The 14,900-nt window shown below is 59.0% G+C and carries 15 protein-coding genes; 9 read left to right on the plus strand and 6 right to left on the minus strand.

Translation table 11 applies throughout. The features are described from left to right. Nucleotides 1-10 precede the first annotated feature (10 nt). Entirely contained in the window at nt 11-1,006 is a 996-nt protein-coding gene (gene corA / locus M1D93_RS13165; RefSeq protein WP_461171962.1) for a magnesium/cobalt transporter CorA, read from the plus strand. Nucleotides 1,007-1,295: 289 nt separating this feature from the next. Next, nucleotides 1,296-1,526, plus strand: a complete 231-nt coding sequence (locus tag M1D93_RS13170) for a helix-turn-helix domain-containing protein (protein WP_461171963.1) — start codon at nt 1,296-1,298, stop codon at nt 1,524-1,526. 165 nt (nt 1,527-1,691) lie between these two features. Here M1D93_RS13170 and M1D93_RS13175 read toward each other — a convergent pair whose 3' ends face one another. After that, nucleotides 1,692-1,958, minus strand: a complete 267-nt coding sequence (locus tag M1D93_RS13175) for a hypothetical protein (protein ID WP_461171964.1) — start codon at nt 1,956-1,958, stop codon at nt 1,692-1,694. 399 nt (nt 1,959-2,357) lie between these two features. Here M1D93_RS13175 and M1D93_RS13180 point away from each other — a divergent pair, with 399 nt between their 5' ends. Beyond that, a complete protein-coding gene (locus M1D93_RS13180; RefSeq protein WP_461171965.1) occupies nt 2,358-2,888 on the plus strand; it encodes a hypothetical protein in 531 nt (176 codons plus the stop codon). A 134-nt stretch (nt 2,889-3,022) separates the two neighbouring features. Further along, a complete protein-coding gene (locus M1D93_RS13185; protein WP_461171966.1) occupies nt 3,023-3,283 on the plus strand; it encodes a hypothetical protein in 261 nt (86 codons plus the stop codon). Between the two features lie 20 nt (nt 3,284-3,303). Here M1D93_RS13185 and M1D93_RS13190 read toward each other — a convergent pair whose 3' ends face one another. After that, complete coding sequence (locus M1D93_RS13190) at nt 3,304-3,618, minus strand: hypothetical protein (protein ID WP_461171967.1); 315 nt, start codon at nt 3,616-3,618, stop codon at nt 3,304-3,306. A gap of 598 nt (nt 3,619-4,216) precedes the next feature. Here M1D93_RS13190 and M1D93_RS13195 point away from each other — a divergent pair. Both M1D93_RS13195 and M1D93_RS13200 read left to right on the plus strand, forming a co-directional pair. Next, on the plus strand, nt 4,217-4,852 hold the full coding sequence (locus tag M1D93_RS13195; RefSeq protein ID WP_461171968.1) for a hypothetical protein: 636 nt from the start codon (nt 4,217-4,219) through the stop codon (nt 4,850-4,852). A gap of 668 nt (nt 4,853-5,520) precedes the next feature. Continuing rightward, nucleotides 5,521-5,949 carry a hypothetical protein gene (locus M1D93_RS13200; protein WP_461171969.1) on the plus strand — a complete coding sequence of 143 codons (429 nt, stop codon included), beginning with the start codon at nt 5,521-5,523 and terminating at the stop codon, nt 5,947-5,949. A gap of 130 nt (nt 5,950-6,079) precedes the next feature. Here the strand turns inward: M1D93_RS13200 and M1D93_RS13205 are convergent, their stop codons facing one another. Both M1D93_RS13205 and M1D93_RS13210 read right to left on the minus strand, forming a co-directional pair. Beyond that, nucleotides 6,080-6,550: a hypothetical protein gene (locus M1D93_RS13205; RefSeq protein WP_461171970.1), complete on the minus strand. Its 471-nt coding sequence runs from the start codon at nt 6,548-6,550 to the stop codon at nt 6,080-6,082. A 176-nt stretch (nt 6,551-6,726) separates the two neighbouring features. Further along, nucleotides 6,727-7,821: an HNH endonuclease gene (locus tag M1D93_RS13210; protein WP_461171971.1), complete on the minus strand. Its 1,095-nt coding sequence runs from the start codon at nt 7,819-7,821 to the stop codon at nt 6,727-6,729. A gap of 427 nt (nt 7,822-8,248) precedes the next feature. Here M1D93_RS13210 and M1D93_RS13215 point away from each other — a divergent pair, with 427 nt between their 5' ends. Then, complete coding sequence (locus M1D93_RS13215; protein ID WP_461171972.1) at nt 8,249-8,809, plus strand: hypothetical protein; 561 nt, start codon at nt 8,249-8,251, stop codon at nt 8,807-8,809. Nucleotides 8,810-8,838: 29 nt separating this feature from the next. Here M1D93_RS13215 and M1D93_RS13220 read toward each other — a convergent pair whose 3' ends face one another. Then, nucleotides 8,839-10,845 (minus strand): hypothetical protein, encoded by a 2,007-nt coding sequence (locus tag M1D93_RS13220; protein WP_461171973.1) that lies wholly within the window; start codon nt 10,843-10,845, stop codon nt 8,839-8,841. 657 nt (nt 10,846-11,502) lie between these two features. Here M1D93_RS13220 and M1D93_RS13225 point away from each other — a divergent pair. Both M1D93_RS13225 and M1D93_RS13230 read left to right on the plus strand, forming a co-directional pair. After that, entirely contained in the window at nt 11,503-12,903 is a 1,401-nt protein-coding gene (locus M1D93_RS13225; RefSeq protein ID WP_461171974.1) for a hypothetical protein, read from the plus strand. A 110-nt stretch (nt 12,904-13,013) separates the two neighbouring features. Continuing rightward, nucleotides 13,014-13,610, plus strand: coding sequence for a DUF7255 family protein (locus M1D93_RS13230; protein WP_461171975.1), 597 nt, complete (start codon nt 13,014-13,016; stop codon nt 13,608-13,610). 46 nt (nt 13,611-13,656) lie between these two features. On the opposite strand, the gene M1D93_RS13235 is transcribed toward M1D93_RS13230, so the two are convergent. Beyond that, nucleotides 13,657-14,736 carry a tetratricopeptide repeat protein gene (locus M1D93_RS13235; protein WP_461171976.1) on the minus strand — a complete coding sequence of 360 codons (1,080 nt, stop codon included), beginning with the start codon at nt 14,734-14,736 and terminating at the stop codon, nt 13,657-13,659. Between the last annotated feature and the right edge of the window lie 164 nt (nt 14,737-14,900).

A 14,900-nucleotide genomic window follows, 5' to 3' on the forward strand; every position in this document is an offset into this window, starting at 1 on the left:
ACAGCCGGCCATGACCATCATTGATAATGCCGTGTACGTCGACGGTGTGCGCCACGCAGAACCCGAAAACCTGGAACAGACGTTCGAGACCCTTGCGCACCACGGTGGAATGGCCTGGATCGGCCTCTACCGGCCCACCGCCGAGGAAATGTCGGCGGTGGCCACCGAGTTCGGACTGCACGCGCTCGCGGTGGAAGACGCCATCTCTGCCCACCAGCGTCCCAAACTCGAACGCTACGAGGACAACCTTTTCACCGTCCTGCGGCCTGCGCGGTACCTGGATGCCACTGAAACGGTGGAGTTCGGCGAGCTCCACATCTTTACGGGCAAAAACTTCGTGGTCACTGTCCGGCACGCCGAGACGGCCGGGGTGGCACGGGTGCGGCAGCGCCTCGAAAGCAGGCCGGACCTGTTGAGGCACGGGCCCGAGGCCGTCCTTTACGCCCTGCTGGACCGGGTGGTGGATGACTACGGACCCGTGGTGGCCGGGCTGGAAAACGACATCGACGAGATTGAAGACCAGCTGTTCAGCGGCGACACAACCGTGTCACGCCGCATTTATGAGCTCGCCCGTGAGGTCATCCAGTTCCAGCGGGCCATCCACCCCCTGCCGGACATGATGCACCAGCTCAAGCGGGGGTTTGAAAAGTACGATGTGGAAAGCGACCTTCGGCACAGCCTGCGCGACGTGGAGGACCACGTGGAGCGGGTGATCTCGCGCGCTGACTCGTTCCGCGATCTGCTGCAGAACGCCCTGACCCTGGACGGCACCCTCACCGCCAACCGGCAGAACGAAGCCAGCGCGGAACAGAACGAGCAGGTGAAGAAGATATCCTCGTGGGCCGCCATCTTCTTCGCACCGTCATTCGTGGCCGGCGTCTATGGCATGAACTTTGACCACATGCCCGAACTCCACTGGCAACTGGGGTATCCCATGGCAATTGGGCTGATGGCGGCTACGGCAGCCGTTATGTACATCATCTTCAAAAAGAAGGGCTGGCTCTAGGCCGGCCGCCGTGGCACGACGGCGGCAGTACTCCGGCAGGAAAAGATCTGTGGAGCTAAGGGGATTCGAACCCCTGACCTCTTCGATGCGAACTCTGAATATCAAAAGTTCACGCGCGCTCACAGTTCTATCTCCGGCCCCGAGAACACAGGGATCTGGTTCTCATAGAATCACGCTGGCTCACTCGGCATTCACTCTGGTTCACGGCCAAAGTGTCATTCAAAGTGTTATTTACCTGGCGCTAACCGGGGAGTCCCGCCGTCGCGGCACTGTCCGCACAGAAGACTGCATGAACACAAACATCGAAACGACAATCGGGACACCAGGAGTCCCGTCGAGGCTCCTGACACGCAGCGAAGCCGCCACCTACCTGCGTCGGTCCACCGGCACTCTCGCCAACTGGGCTGCAAAGCGGAAGGGCCCCGTCTACTACCGCCAAGAGGATGGTGCCGTTGTCTATGCCATCGAAGACTTAGCGGAGTGGTTGGCAGCACAGCGCGTGCTACCGAAGGTGGCGTGATGGCAAACATCGCGACTCCACCCGGATCCTGGGGCAGGATACCGACCGCGAAGAAAGGGCCTGATGGACGGTGGACGGCAAACGGTCGCTACAAGACGCTGGCCGGCGTATCGCTCCAGCGCTTTCGTAGCGGTTCGACTGCAGGCCTTCCCTCAGCCCGGCACTCTATGACCGCCCTACAGTGGCCAGCGTCCCCAGGATGAAGTCACGCATCTCCGGGTCGGCGTCGTAGGCATTCACGCCGATCAGGCCGCCGTCGGTACCTGCAAAGATCGACTCCATGCCCATCGACAGGATCTCCGTGTGCCCGTGCGCGTAGTGCTTCCCAATGTATGTGGCGGCGAAGTAGTCGTGGCGGGCCATCTCGCTTGTCCCGGCATACATCTGGACCAGGTCCTCTCGCCTGGTGGCGCCAGTCTCAGGGTCAACCACTGAAGTCCGCCGTGTGAGGAAATCTTGTTCCAGGGCTGTAACCCCGGGCACGAACGACTCGCAGCGATGGCTGAATTCATGTGCGGCCGTTTCGAAGGTGGAACTGCGGCCCGACATGAGCGGCTTGGCATCCGAGACCAGGATCTGGGAAACAGTCTCCCCGACATCCGGGGCAGTAGATTTTTTCTCTGCCGGCCGCCGCCAGTAGGCCGTCCCATCAGCAGGGTGAACCCCACTTCTCCCAGCCGGTGCCGTGCGGGTCGCCGTTCTTCTTGGCGCAGAATGCATCTCCGGGTTTGATCACCTCGAACTGAGGCCGCTCATATACGGGGCTCGGTCTGCCAACATCAATCGCCCGCTCAAGTCTTCGTGGTTCTATTCCCTTGAGGAGAGCCACGGGTGTACTTTGTTGCCCTGCGCCTACTTCTCAGCGATCAGGCTGCGACAGACCCCGTTAGTGCACTGTACTTGGTGCATATCCTCAAACTGCAGATTCCCCATGACATAGAGGTCATCATGCGTCTAATAATTCGGATCCTAACCCCCTTGGTTCTCCTGCTGTCGATGCTTTCTTTCGCAGGTGGAGCGACCGCTGCCCCCGCCATAGTCACCCCCCACACTGAGACTTTCGCCGCTGTAGTCAACGAATGCAACGGCGGGTTTGATCATGTCGGGCTGTCGGGGACGATGACATTCGTAGAAAATCAGCTACCAAACGGGTCGTCAGTTGTCCACGTCACCATTAAGGCCCAAGGCGTCAGCAGCGACGGCAATGAGTACCAGCTAATTTGGACAGGCAAGGCTAAGCAAGACACCTCGTTCGAGGATCGCGTCATGCTGGTCAGCAAGGGGTCCCTGCCCAATCAAACGGTCATAGTCCGCTACGACCCGGATACGGGATTCTCCTCGGAAGCAGTGTGCACGGGCTGATCAACAGACCTGGTAAGCGACAAGCAGCGCTTACCACAACAGCCGCCGCCTCAAAGAAGACCAGTGCCCCACCCAGGAATAAAGGCGCCTTCAAGCATTCCAGGGCGATAGTGACCGGCTGATAGGTTTCGGGGATGCGCGTCTACCTAGAACACTCGGGCAGTCACTTCCTCGTCGACAACATCGTGGAGATCTTCCTCAGCCGGTATGAGGAGGAGTGGTCCGTCAACCTGAAGGCCTCGAATGACACGAGGGCCTCTTTGGTGCATGGGGTGGATGGAGCTACAGCAAAGCACGCAAGGGACGAGCTGCTGCGCCTCACTAGCGACGAAGGCGTGGGAGTAGCGGTCATTTCCTGGGATGGCACCCAGTTCACACGACGCCCACTCCTCTGAACGGGAACCCAGGTCCGCGACTACCGTGGCCTCGTTATAGGGAAGGTCTGCTCGAACTCCTCACCGTTCCACAAAACAACGGAGGAGGCAGTGGCGGACCCCATGCATTTGAGCAGGCTCGCTTGGGCGTACTCCGCGTCGCTTCGCTGCATCGTGGGCGTGAGCGTGTAGATGTATGTGGCCTCGCGCCTGACCGCCTCGACTTTCACACACCAGCTCTCGCCGCCGCCGTCGTCTGTGTCCAGACTCACCGCGACCACCTGGTTGAGCGGAACGTAGACCGGGGTGCCTGAGAAATTCCTACCGTGGGGCACGAGGAGAAAGGCGATGGACATGCGGCAAACATAGCAGTGCCCAGCCCTGGGGCTAAACCGCGGCGGACCCTCGTAGGCGACACCGGTGCGTCCTTGGCCGCGGCAGGTGCTGGATCCCTGCACGCTGCCATTAGCTACCTGAAGACACCATCTTCGCGTCGATTAGACCCGAGCCGGATGAAGTACTGGAACCATCGGGGATCAGCCTCATCGAGATCATGACAGGTCTTGTAGTAGCTGCGGTCATTGCTTTGGCAGTAGTGCCCTTTCCTGGCATCCGCCGCCCGCAGGATTCCCGCGACCCCGCCTGCTGAACGCAATTCACGCCCTGCTGGACATCGGGGACGCCTACTCCATCGGCCGGGCCGAGCACGTGGAAGCCCCTACGCCCTGCCGGGGAATTCAGCGAGGGAGCGCAGAAGTACGCCGTGAAGTACGACGAGCTGGTCAAAGAAGTTCGCCTGCACACCTCACCCTAGCCGCGTAGATCAAGAAGGAGGGCCGGGAAGACCGAGCCCCCAAGAACCGCCCGCCCGCATCCCGCCGGCGGGCGTTCTGTTTTTCACGGCGCAGCCGAGCCTCCCCATCCAGGCACCGTCTCAGTGGTTTATTGGGAGGCGTGATTGCCGACCTCCTTCTTTCCTTGTCCGTAGCCCCTGCCGATTACCAGGCCGAACGGGCCGCTGACGCCGCGTGGGAAACCGCACGGTGGACCTGGTGGTTGGTGGCTGGCACCTTCCTTCTCTTCGGCGGTGCAGTCGCTGCGGCGATCTACGCATCCCGTAGCTGGAAGGCAGCCAAGGAACAGCTCTCCATCATGAGGGAAGACCGCGAAATTGACGAGGCGACAAAGGTTTCGGGCTGGCTACATCAGGAACGGGAAGGAGGCCTGCTCGAGGTCCGGCTCCGCAACGCCAACCATGCCCCTATCTACGACGTGCAGTACAAGGTTTTCGGGACGACCCCTGGAACCGAGGGTCCGGTGGTAAAGGAATTCCGCAGCCTCCTAATGGCAGTGCTGCCACCATCCCCGGAGGTTGGTTTCCAACCGGCTCACCAAATTGCGAGTGACGGGTTCATGAAAGGTGAGGAAAACAGCTTCTTCGTTTCATCAAAATCCTGGAAGCCATGGAACGGGCAGGAGGCAGAACCAGGGGTCTTCCTGGAGCTGGCCTTCGTTGATTCCAAGGGGATTCAGTGGCAGCGCAATGCCCTTGGCGCGCTTTCGAAGGTTTCCAGCCACCAGAAGCCGTAGAACACCCAGGACTGAAGCCGCCAGCGATTTCATATTTGTAGCGGAATCGCCAGCAATGCGTCATGCCGGGGTGGTGCGGAGCGGCCTAGCGCCGAAGAGTTTGAGTGTCCCCCACCCGAAGCCATCGCAGCAGGTGGTCTCGCCGCGCGTACCAAGGAGCGGGCCGGACTGCGATCGTGAAGGCGGCTTGCAGGACCATGGAAACGGCGGACAATCTTTCGTAGACCGCCGGGCAGCACAGGGCCGCTCAATGGATCCAGGAGGCCACGATGACCAGCAGCACGCCAGCCCCAGACCGGAGTGTTCCAGACCGCCGGCGCGGGCGCAGGAAAGCGCCGCAGCCCGGCGTGTTCGGGTTGCCGCGGCCAAGCTGCGGGTAGTGCTCGATGACCGCCTGGGACGCACCACTCCGCTGACTTGAAGAAGCTCGCCCAGGAAGACTTCTAAGCCCCCCCACGGTTCCAACGTCCCCCTCCGCGGAGTTCGCTGCCCCAGGCCGGCAACGTGCCGCGCAGTTACACACCGACTATGGGGTCAGAGGGCCGCGGCCACCCATGTTCATCCGCCGTGGGGGCTTTGCGGCCTCCCCACAGGTAATCAGTCTTCACAAAAACGACCGGGCTGGTTCCAATGTCCCCCACAGCGCGGCCAATGGAAGGATGTAGCTCATGACGATCGGACACAAACTTCTCGCAGCAGCTGTTGCAGCCTCCTCCCTCACCCTGTTGACCGCTTGCGGAGCGGGCTCGCCTGCAACTTTTGAGGCGAAAGGGAAGATCGAAACCATGACTCTGAGGAACATCCAGTGCAACTCCCAGAACGTCAACGCATTGAAGGCCGGGAAGGAAGTGAAGATCCAGGCAAAGGGGAACACGGTTGCCATTGGCCAGGTCGCGGGGACGCCAAGTTTTGAAGACCGCAGCCCCAATAACGGGTATGTCTGCATCTACGACTTCACCGTGAGCGACGTTCCGGCAGGTGAAAAGTTCTACACCGTCGTCATTGAAGACCAAGGCGATAAGGAAGTAACCGAAGCCCAGCTCCAGGACGGATCACTCGTGCTGGTAACCCATGAATTGGACAACATGCCCAAGTAACTGTTCCGCCACGGGGTGCACGACTTGACGTACTTACAGGACGGTTTGAGTGTCCCTACGCGGCTCGCTGGTACTGCAGCCCCGCAGTGTCAGCGATACCAGCGATTACTTGACGTACGGGGGTAACCGGTCACTTGTCCGCGGCCCCACGCAGAAGTCGAGCGACCTCGGGGGTCATGGAGTAACGCACACCGTCCCAATCCCAGATGTAGTGCCAGGTTTTGCCCCTGGGGGTGATGTACATAGGAAGGCCCGCGCGGCGCACTGCCTTCCCCACGCCGCCGAGGGTGCCTGCGACGCCGGCCGCGCCTTTCGGGTCCGATGTAGCTTCTGCGATTTCGCGTGGAAGGAAGTGCATGGTCTGGTCATCGGTCGCCCGGATCATATGAAGGAGGACTTCCTGCCCCCGCAGTGAGATCTTGTCCCAGAGTGTCGCTGCGATAGCGGGAGCTTCGTCGGTTTCAATCCATGCAGGGACGGTCCCGGAGGGCAGCTGGGTGGGCGCGTCCGGGTCTGGGACGTCGGCTAGGAACTCAACAAAGCGGCTCAGGAACTCCTGGTAGCGGTGTTCGGGGACGTGGACAGTGATGGGGATCAGCATGAGAACTCCAAGAGAGGTTACAAGAGGGGTTGACGAAATCCAGTCTGTCTCGAACAAGCGCAGGTGTCAAGAGAGGTTACAACCTCCCTTGTGAGAGGCGCTGTCTTCAGCCAGGTTCGCAACCAGCAGCAAGCGGAACCTGACCCAGAAACGGAGTTCTAATGTCCCTCTCTAACTTAGAAGAGGGTGAGCTGGCCTTCGGTGACATCCCGCCAATGGGCCGGCCGGTCGCGAGCCACCCAAGCGCATTCGATTGAGCAGAACTTTCGGGCTTTCGATCCTTTCTGCCCTGGCAGGGTGAAGGTCTTTGCGCAGAGCGGGTTCAGGCAGATCTTGTCGACCGTTGAACCGGTGCGCGCTGCATGCGAACATTCACGCGAGCAGTGCTTGCGGTTCCTGGCGTCGCAGGCTCTGATCAGCTCTGCCCGCCGGCACTGCGGGCAAGTCCACTGGACGCGCGGCTGGCGCTCAGTAACCTCGTCACGGGCACTGCCTTCACGAGGAGAGGGGTGCCGGAAGTTGGCACGAAGCGCCTCTGGGGGCAACGGCCAAGCACCTCGCTTCGTCGTGTTGCACCTCTTGCAGATGGGTCGAAGGTTGGACAGGCAGTGGGACCCGCCCTTTGAAATCGGCTTGACGTGGTCCTCTTCGGTCGCATCAGTGATCCCGCACATCCAGCAGTGCCCGCCCCAGAGCGCGAAGCGTGCCGCTTTTTGGGCCGGCGTGAAGCCGACCATGATCCCGCCGGGCGCCGCCTGGTACTGGTATCGGCGCCGCTGGTAGGCGCCTTTGTTTTCCTCGTAGTAGGCCCGGCTGCAGCCTTTGCAGTCGTTGGACAGCCCATTGCGGTTCTTGCGTTCCTTGGTGAATCGGTTCGCCGGAAGGATGTGCTTGCACTTGCGACAGACCGCCAGGAGTTCGCCCGTGTTTCTGGCAAGTTCCTCCAATTGCGTGGTCAGTGCACACCGGTCCGAGCAATGAGTGTCCCCCGCCGCCCTGCGCTCCTCCGGCCGGATCTTTGAGCAGACCGCACAGCCCCACTCTGCGAACATGCACTTGCGGCTGCAGAAGTGGCGGTCCGCTGCTTCGCTAGCTTTCATGCTGAAGACCTTGCTGCAATGTATGCAGGTGACGTCTCGGCGGCCGAACGCAGACCGGCATGCCACGGAGCAGAACCGGGCCCGCTTCTGCCGTTCGACGCTCTGAAGCCCCTTCATGGTGAACTGCTCGTTGCAGTGCTCACATGCCTTGTAAAAGAATACATGCGTCATGCGCTACCCACCCCCTGGATAAAGAAAGTTACCACCTGCTTGGGAATGTGGTGTCCCCTTCGGGCCGCCTGGACCTGGGCGCTTCCGACCAGGAGATCAGCCAAGGTCCGAGCCTTGGGCTTCTCGTAGCAGTTGGTGTCCCCTTTCAGGATCTACTTCCGTCAAGCGGAGCTTCACAAGTGCACGCTGACAATCGTCGTGTTTCATACTTGAGTCAGTGGGTCGCAGGTGATCCTCGGAAAGTGGGGGTAAGAATATGCGACGGGCCACACGAGCCGGATTGGCGGCGCTAACAGCATCAGTTGTCTTGGCGATTACCGGCTGTTCTTCGCCTGAGGATGTCACTGCGGCGTCCGTCCCGCAAAAGGCGAATGTAGCCTCCGTTGCGACCTCTCCCCCGCGTTCCACAATCCCGCCTCCACCGGTTTTGCCTAAGCGGCCGGCCGGGAAGTCCCTCGAAACGGTCGTCGAAGAAATTGTTCTGAAATGGTCCGCTGACAAGGGCGCCGTGCTCGGATCCTTGGAGTGGGAATCGCTCCGAACCCAAATTTGTAGCTCACTGGCAGCAGGCGAGTCCTCCTTCTACCTCTCAGACGCTGCTGCCGCCCTTCCCAGCGAAGAACAGTGGCAATTCGTCGACATCTACCTTGAAGGGGCCACCGAGGCAACCTGCCCTGGCGCAAAGAAGCCGAAGGCGCCTGCAGGACTTTACTACCAGTCAGACATGCACTTCGCGGTGACTGCAGGGCTGATGATCGCCCTCGATGAGAACGACGACGAATACCACGACCTGCTAATGCAGTATATCGACGACGTCTCAGCGTACGGACGCCGCTACCATGTGGATGTTTCATACCTGCTGGCGGCAGTTCCGCTGAGCTCTGGAAGCTCCGGCGGTTCCGGGTACAACGTGACGTGCGCTGACGGCTGGGTCTCGTCCAGTGGCGGCAAGCAGGGTGCCTGCTCGCACCACGGTGGCATCCGGTAGAACCAGGCGTGCCAAATCTTGAAGCCAAACTAGAGGTTGGCTGCCTTTACCCGCCAAAAATCCGCTACAGAAGTCTCGCCGAGCAGTGGGGTAATGTTCGAGCCTAGTTCGTATTCAAGAATCATGGGCACAGGTTCCGCCGTGATGAAGGACTGCAATCCCACCCGCAGAGATTCGCGGCCGAGAAAATTAGCAATCGATGCCACCGAGTCGACGATAGGCAATTCGACAGGGTTGCCATGCACAAGGGCGTTGCGCGTTCTCGATCGTCTCAGCCGAAGAATATCCAACTCCAGTTTATAGTCCTGGATGAGGCCCCTATAGACGTCCGGATCGCTGACGCTCCGAATCATTCGTCCGATCCACATCCTTTCAGACTCTACGCGGCAGCTATCTAATAGGGCTTCCTCGTTGTCTGCTACAACAACCAACCATGGCTTTTCGGGGCCAGTTGAGTAGATTGCCCCCTGGAGATCTTCAATCCGTTGCCAATTAGGGCCGCCACCGAGAAGACACATGGAAACGGCGAGTTCCACGTCAGATTCCCACCGCGCTGCTGGCCAGTGTTTCAGCAAGAGCCCAAACAGGTCATTGGCAGGGATTGCGGCATATGCAGCGACGTACTGCACCACACGATCCTGGAGAGGGACGGCTGCGCGCATGTCCGCTTCCTCAGGTGCCTGCAGCATCCTTTCTCTGCTGTAGGGCGCTTCTGCCGTAGTTTGTGTTTCGACTGCAGCAGCAAGGTACTGTGGCAGTTCTTCTCGGGCCAGAGCGCTTCCTAGCATGGGCGCGAAGTTCCTAATTGATTCCTCCGTCATGTTGCGCCCATAACTATCCTCCGCCGGAGCGCTAAGCATATTCCGCCGCGACCGCAGGATAACAGCGCCGTCGATCAAAATTGCGGTCTGAGAGAGGACCGGTCGTACACCCCCCGACCAATGGATGCTGATGGTAAGGAGCGCGTTGACGATGCTTTCGGCTCTACTCGCAGCGCCGGCCGCTGTCGTCGTCCCAAGATCTACACGGGCCAAAATATCCGCGGCAGATCTTTCCGAAGTTGTCTTGGCAACCCTGAACATGCCGAGTTTGACGATCTTGGACAGTTCTTCCTTGTGCTCGAAGTCCTGGCCGGTGGCATTGGCATTGGGGACAAACCAGTTTGCCTGCATAAAGGTCACAGCCCCTGCTTGGACGGAATGGTCAACGCGCCCCCCGGAATAGCCCAGCCACACCACAACATTTCCTTCGATTGCTGGAGCAAGAAGAATGGCGTGGGCAGCAGCTAACCGCTCCTCCAGCGGTACGAGTTGTTTCTCGGTGTTATGACGCGAGGGCCGCTGACCATAGGACAATACCTGGGCTACCTGCCCGAAAACCTCTTTGGCATCAAGTCGGTGACCCATCAATTGTTCGAAAAGCAGGTTCGAAATTGCCTGGTGTTGCCGGTCTTCTCGACTCACGTTCTGGGCAGCGTCGACCAAGTCCTCCCAGCATGCGCTTAAGGCGGTATCCACTGCCATCTCAGTCAGGAGAGCCTGACCTGTCGTTGTCACGTCTGTCCAAGCGGCATCGGTCCGCCTGCCGGGAGGCTCAGTCAGGACAGAGGGTCTGCTGCCGTCCAGCGCTGTCAGTGCTGCTTGAAAGCTAGCGATATGCGCCCTTAGGTGGCTTTGGATCTTTGGTCCTAATACCTCTAGAGATTGCTCAAGGTCCGCCTTAAGCGACTGGCGATTTTGGCGGTTTTTCCAAGCGTCTTGACCACTTGCCAGTGCCACCCACTTCAAGATTTCCTCAACGATTACCGTCAATGGAAGGCAGGCCGAGGGGCTGTGCGGCCCGGAAAGCGACGAAACCAAGGACTTGATCCACCGAGGTTCGTCAGCAGGCCAGTCGTCTCGAACGTTGAAGTCGATCATCATGCCGTCATAGTAGCTACGACGCGTCAAGCCTTCGATGCTTGCATAAGACCACACAGATGAAACAGTAAGCGCATGGGAATCGCAGACCGCCCAGAAGCTATGGCGCTTGCTCATCAAGGACTTACTGGCGCAACTTGGAGGACGCTGGACGCGTCTCGGAGGAAGCACCTGCTCTCCACTGCCGTTGCCGCCACGGAAGCCCTCCACTGGGCCTGTGCGCTAGATGAGCAGTTGTCGGGCGAGGACACGGAGTACTTGTCCCGCCGAAACAAGGACCAAGAGGGGCGAGTCCTGCAAGGGCTACGCCATGTAAGAGATCGGGCGATGCATCAGGTAATCATCGGTACCTCCCAAGACACCCGTTCCTTTTTCAAGCCCCGGAAGGGGGTAATTCACATCGCGTCCTCATACCCCATCTGGGTCCCCACGGGTGCTCTCCCTCGCCCCGACAAACGTCACCATCATCCCGGCCGAGAGGCGTCCTATGAAGAGTGCGTTGCTGAGCGAGGAGCCTGGAAACCGCTGTTTGAAGCAGTGAGCTTCATCACCCGGGAACTAGAGGGAAAGGTGGAGCTCATCGATACGGGCGAGCCACACTGGTTCGAAGAACTGAGTAGCGAAGAGCATCTAAGGATCGGCAACGGTCCCATGCTTATGAGGTAGCCCCCATCCTCTGGGGGCGCGCTCCACTGAGGTGTTGATCAGGCGCAAGCACCCCATTGACCCCTAAGCATGCCCGTGACGCTAAACATCCATCGGAGAGGCTGCAGTATGCCTGTTTTCTTTGAAACTGGAAGAATCAAAAGGATGTGGCCTGACTACTGGTATCGCTCCGTCTCGCTTCGAGAAAATGCGGCTTTCAAACCTGAAATCGTGTGGCCCGCTCTCCGCGTGGTTATCGATCCGCAACTCGCGGAAGAGGAACCCGCAGTAAATTACCTTGCCTTCCTTCGCACCAGAGAGGCGGGCATAAGCGTCCTGACTCGATGTGATGAAAATCCGCCCTCCCGAGTCGGTGATTACTTTGTAGTCATTCCCGAAGCAACGAGCGGTTCAGATGATGCGGTTCTATTGGAAGAGGAAGAAGGTGGGCGTAGTGTTCGCGTGATGTTCAGCGCCATGAGTAATCCGACTGCAGCATATAACTGGGCATTGGCGTCTGGTTTTGACGCAAAAGAGGCACGCGAGCGGCAGCTCAACGTAGAGGCAGCCATTGCCCTCGAAGCTGACCTGTACGTGACCGACAACCAGTTTGCGCTTGCCCAGCAACTCAATGGCAACGTCTTCGCATGCACGCCTCAAGAAGCGATGTCAATCGTGGGACTACATCAGCGGCTGAATGATCGACTGCATATAAACGTAGATCCGGTTCCACAAACCCTGGACCTGTCTTCTGCGGAGTACGTGGAGTCTTGGGGGCTGCTGCCCAACGCACTGCAACTATTTGCATTCGAAGGCGCCTCGACGGCTCGCTGGAAGGACCTCATCAAAGTCTCCCAAGTGCGACTGGAGCGGTGCCTACGGAATCGTGACCAGATCCTGGCACGAAGCATTCACCCCGGCCGAAGTTTTCCTTTTGATAGGAACGACGCACTGGTTGAACGAGTTGCCCTGAATTTGCTATCCATGTTTGACAGCCTTGCTCGTGCCATCAAAGAGGCGCTAGCACTCGACGTGCAAGATGAAAGATGCGGCTTCACGAATAAGGCCTATAGGCAGCATCTCCCAGAGAACGTCAAGCGTCTGCTGGGGGCGCAGAAGAACGTGGCCCTCATTCGAACAATCGCCGAACTGAGAAACACAATCCACCACGAGGCGTTGTCCCGGGCGGCGGAAAGTGACGGCCGCGGAGCCGTTAAGGAAGAGTACGTCATTCTTCCTACCTCCAAGGCTGAAGACTTCCGTGCAAATGCAAGCACCTTAGGAACCACGCAGCGGTGGATAGTAAAGGATTCTGACGAGTACGGCATCGTCTTGCGAGCCGTACCTCTGATCGAAGACTTGATGGAGCAGTCCACTACTCTTTTCGAGACTATTGTGTTCCAAATACAATGGCCGGGAGCTCAACGCGACGAGCTTAAGGTGAAGATAGATGATCCTGGAGAATGGTGGATGCACTTCCGCCCCACGGTCGATCTTGTGTCAGAACTCTACGGGCTGCGACCTCAATGACTGCGGGCGAAACCGGCTACTCCAACTTCGGTTTTACGGCAGGAATCGCCAAATTAGCCGCGTCACGCGCGTGACTGTCTCGGGCGTACTTCTCGCGGAAGGAGATTTGTATGGGCTGTGAGTGCGAGGTTGGGATCGCGGTAGAAGCTGCCAAGGACGGTCTATACCTCTCACCAGGCAAAAGCTTCTCCTGGATAGGAACTAAAGGACCCTTTGGTCTTACAGTCGAGGTCTCAAGTGTCTATGAGCCAGTGTTCGCCATCGCGGTCAGACTGGACGCAAATCTTGAAGCGATGCGTTCTGCACGGCGGGTGGTTAGGCCCCGAGCTGATCTTATGCACAAAGAGTCCGGGCTGGTGATCGAAGTCGATGAGGTACAGCACTTCACGTCGCACCGCCTGGCGACCTTCGATTACTACCCTGTGGGCACAGCGCTGGGCTTTGACGTGGATGAATACAAGAGGACCTGTCAGCAGTACAGCCCCTACGCGGATACAGCTTGGGCTGGCAAAGACACTGTGACGTTTGGCCCAAGAAGCAGAGGGAGGCAACGCGCCTTCTACGACGCTTTGAAAGACCTATCGATCCCAGCGTCCGGTTTGCCGCCCGTAGTCCGGATCCCAGTACCAGATCGAGATGTAGAGAAAGCTTGGAAGAACGCGAGGGAGCGCGTGTTCGAAGTGATAGAATCTTCCATCGTTTGCTGATGCTGTGCTAGTTGGCCTTTAGCGAGGTTTTGTTCGCCGGCCGTGACTATCCTTCCGACCGCTGTCGATTTGCGGCGCACGTTGTTGTGCTGGGATGCTCTGGCCCGAGTCGACGAGTAAAGATAGCGAGTGCTTCGTCGTAGTGTGCCCGTGCGGCAGCTTTATTCCCTTCGTCCGCTTCCAGTGAGGCCAAGTTGTTGAGCAGAGCGGCAATCTCCGGATGCTCCCGTCCCAGCACTCGTTCTTTGATCTGCAAGGCTGCCTCGAAGTTGGTATGGGCAGCCGCTAGTTCCCCAATCTGCTGTTTCACAGAGCCGAGATTGTTCAGCTGAACGGCCACCTCATAGTGGTCCGGCCCGTACAGCGCCGTCCACGTCTCCAAAGCCTCCATTAGGGCTTCCTCCGCCTCAGAAAGACGGCCCTGCCCAGCTAGAACGGCACCGAGCACAGACATGTCGGCGGCGACACCGATGGGTTCCGGTGGATCCGCACGCTTACGCATCTCAAGCGCAGTTCTAATATCGGGTTCGGCCTCTACGTACAGACCTTGCACGTGAAAAAGGCCGGCGTAGTTGTGGTGCAGCCCGGCCAGCAGGGGGCTGTCCGTGCCCACCGCTGCGCTTATCAGCTCATAGGCGGAGTCGTAGTGGTTCTTGGCCTCGGCATAGAGGCCGGTGTCCTTCGCTAGGATTCCCTGCGCGTTTAGCAGCGCAGCTTTGCGCAGCGGTTCAAGGTCATCCCAGTTGGGAAGTTGCCGAGCTAGCGCAAAGGTTTCGATTGCTTCCCTGTGGTTGGCGGCGAGACGAAACGTGTCTCCGAGCCTGGTGAGGACCTCCGCCAGCCATTTGTCTCTGGTCAGAGAAACCGGTAAGCCACGCAATATGGAAGCGGCTTCCTTTAGGTGATTCTCGGCGTCGGCGTGATTCCGCCCTTCGGCGGAGATGGCCCCAAGTGTAAGAAGAATATCTGCGCGGAGGGTAACAGCGGACAGGCTGCAACCTTGGGGCAGGGCTTTGAGAGCCTGCCGGGCCCTGTCCTCCGCCGTGCCCCGATTGCCTTGAACCAGCGCAGCCAAGGCGAGGCGATTATGCCTTACTGCTTTAGCTCTAGCGACAATATTGAGCATTAGCGCTGCCTGTCACCGGAACAGCTTGAAGCCCCGCAGCTCGTGTGCTGAGGCGATTGAAGGGATCAATCTAGGCTCCCGGTCTTCTGTTGGATGACTCGGCAAGTTCTATTGTCGTGCCTGCCACCGAGCTAACGGCATTTAGCCAAACGCCTCAGCAGGCG

The sequence above is a fragment of the Arthrobacter sp. Z1-9 genome (assembly GCF_054792695.1).

Excerpts from the sequence above, each read along its gene's own strand:
- corA (WP_461171962.1), top strand. The coding sequence starts at position 11 with ATGACCATCATTGATAATGCCGTGTACGTCGACGGTGTGCGCCACGCA.
- M1D93_RS13170 (WP_461171963.1), top strand. The coding sequence starts at position 1,296 with ATGAACACAAACATCGAAACGACAATCGGGACACCAGGAGTCCCGTCG.
- M1D93_RS13185 (WP_461171966.1), top strand. The coding sequence starts at position 3,023 with ATGCGCGTCTACCTAGAACACTCGGGCAGTCACTTCCTCGTCGACAAC.
- M1D93_RS13190 (WP_461171967.1), bottom strand. The coding sequence starts at position 3,618 with ATGTCCATCGCCTTTCTCCTCGTGCCCCACGGTAGGAATTTCTCAGGC.
- M1D93_RS13200 (WP_461171969.1), top strand. The coding sequence starts at position 5,521 with ATGACGATCGGACACAAACTTCTCGCAGCAGCTGTTGCAGCCTCCTCC.
- M1D93_RS13205 (WP_461171970.1), bottom strand. The coding sequence starts at position 6,550 with ATGCTGATCCCCATCACTGTCCACGTCCCCGAACACCGCTACCAGGAG.
- M1D93_RS13210 (WP_461171971.1), bottom strand. The coding sequence starts at position 7,821 with ATGACGCATGTATTCTTTTACAAGGCATGTGAGCACTGCAACGAGCAG.
- M1D93_RS13220 (WP_461171973.1), bottom strand. The coding sequence starts at position 10,845 with ATGAGCAAGCGCCATAGCTTCTGGGCGGTCTGCGATTCCCATGCGCTT.
- M1D93_RS13225 (WP_461171974.1), top strand. The coding sequence starts at position 11,503 with ATGCCTGTTTTCTTTGAAACTGGAAGAATCAAAAGGATGTGGCCTGAC.
- M1D93_RS13230 (WP_461171975.1), top strand. The coding sequence starts at position 13,014 with ATGGGCTGTGAGTGCGAGGTTGGGATCGCGGTAGAAGCTGCCAAGGAC.
- M1D93_RS13235 (WP_461171976.1), bottom strand. The coding sequence starts at position 14,736 with ATGCTCAATATTGTCGCTAGAGCTAAAGCAGTAAGGCATAATCGCCTC.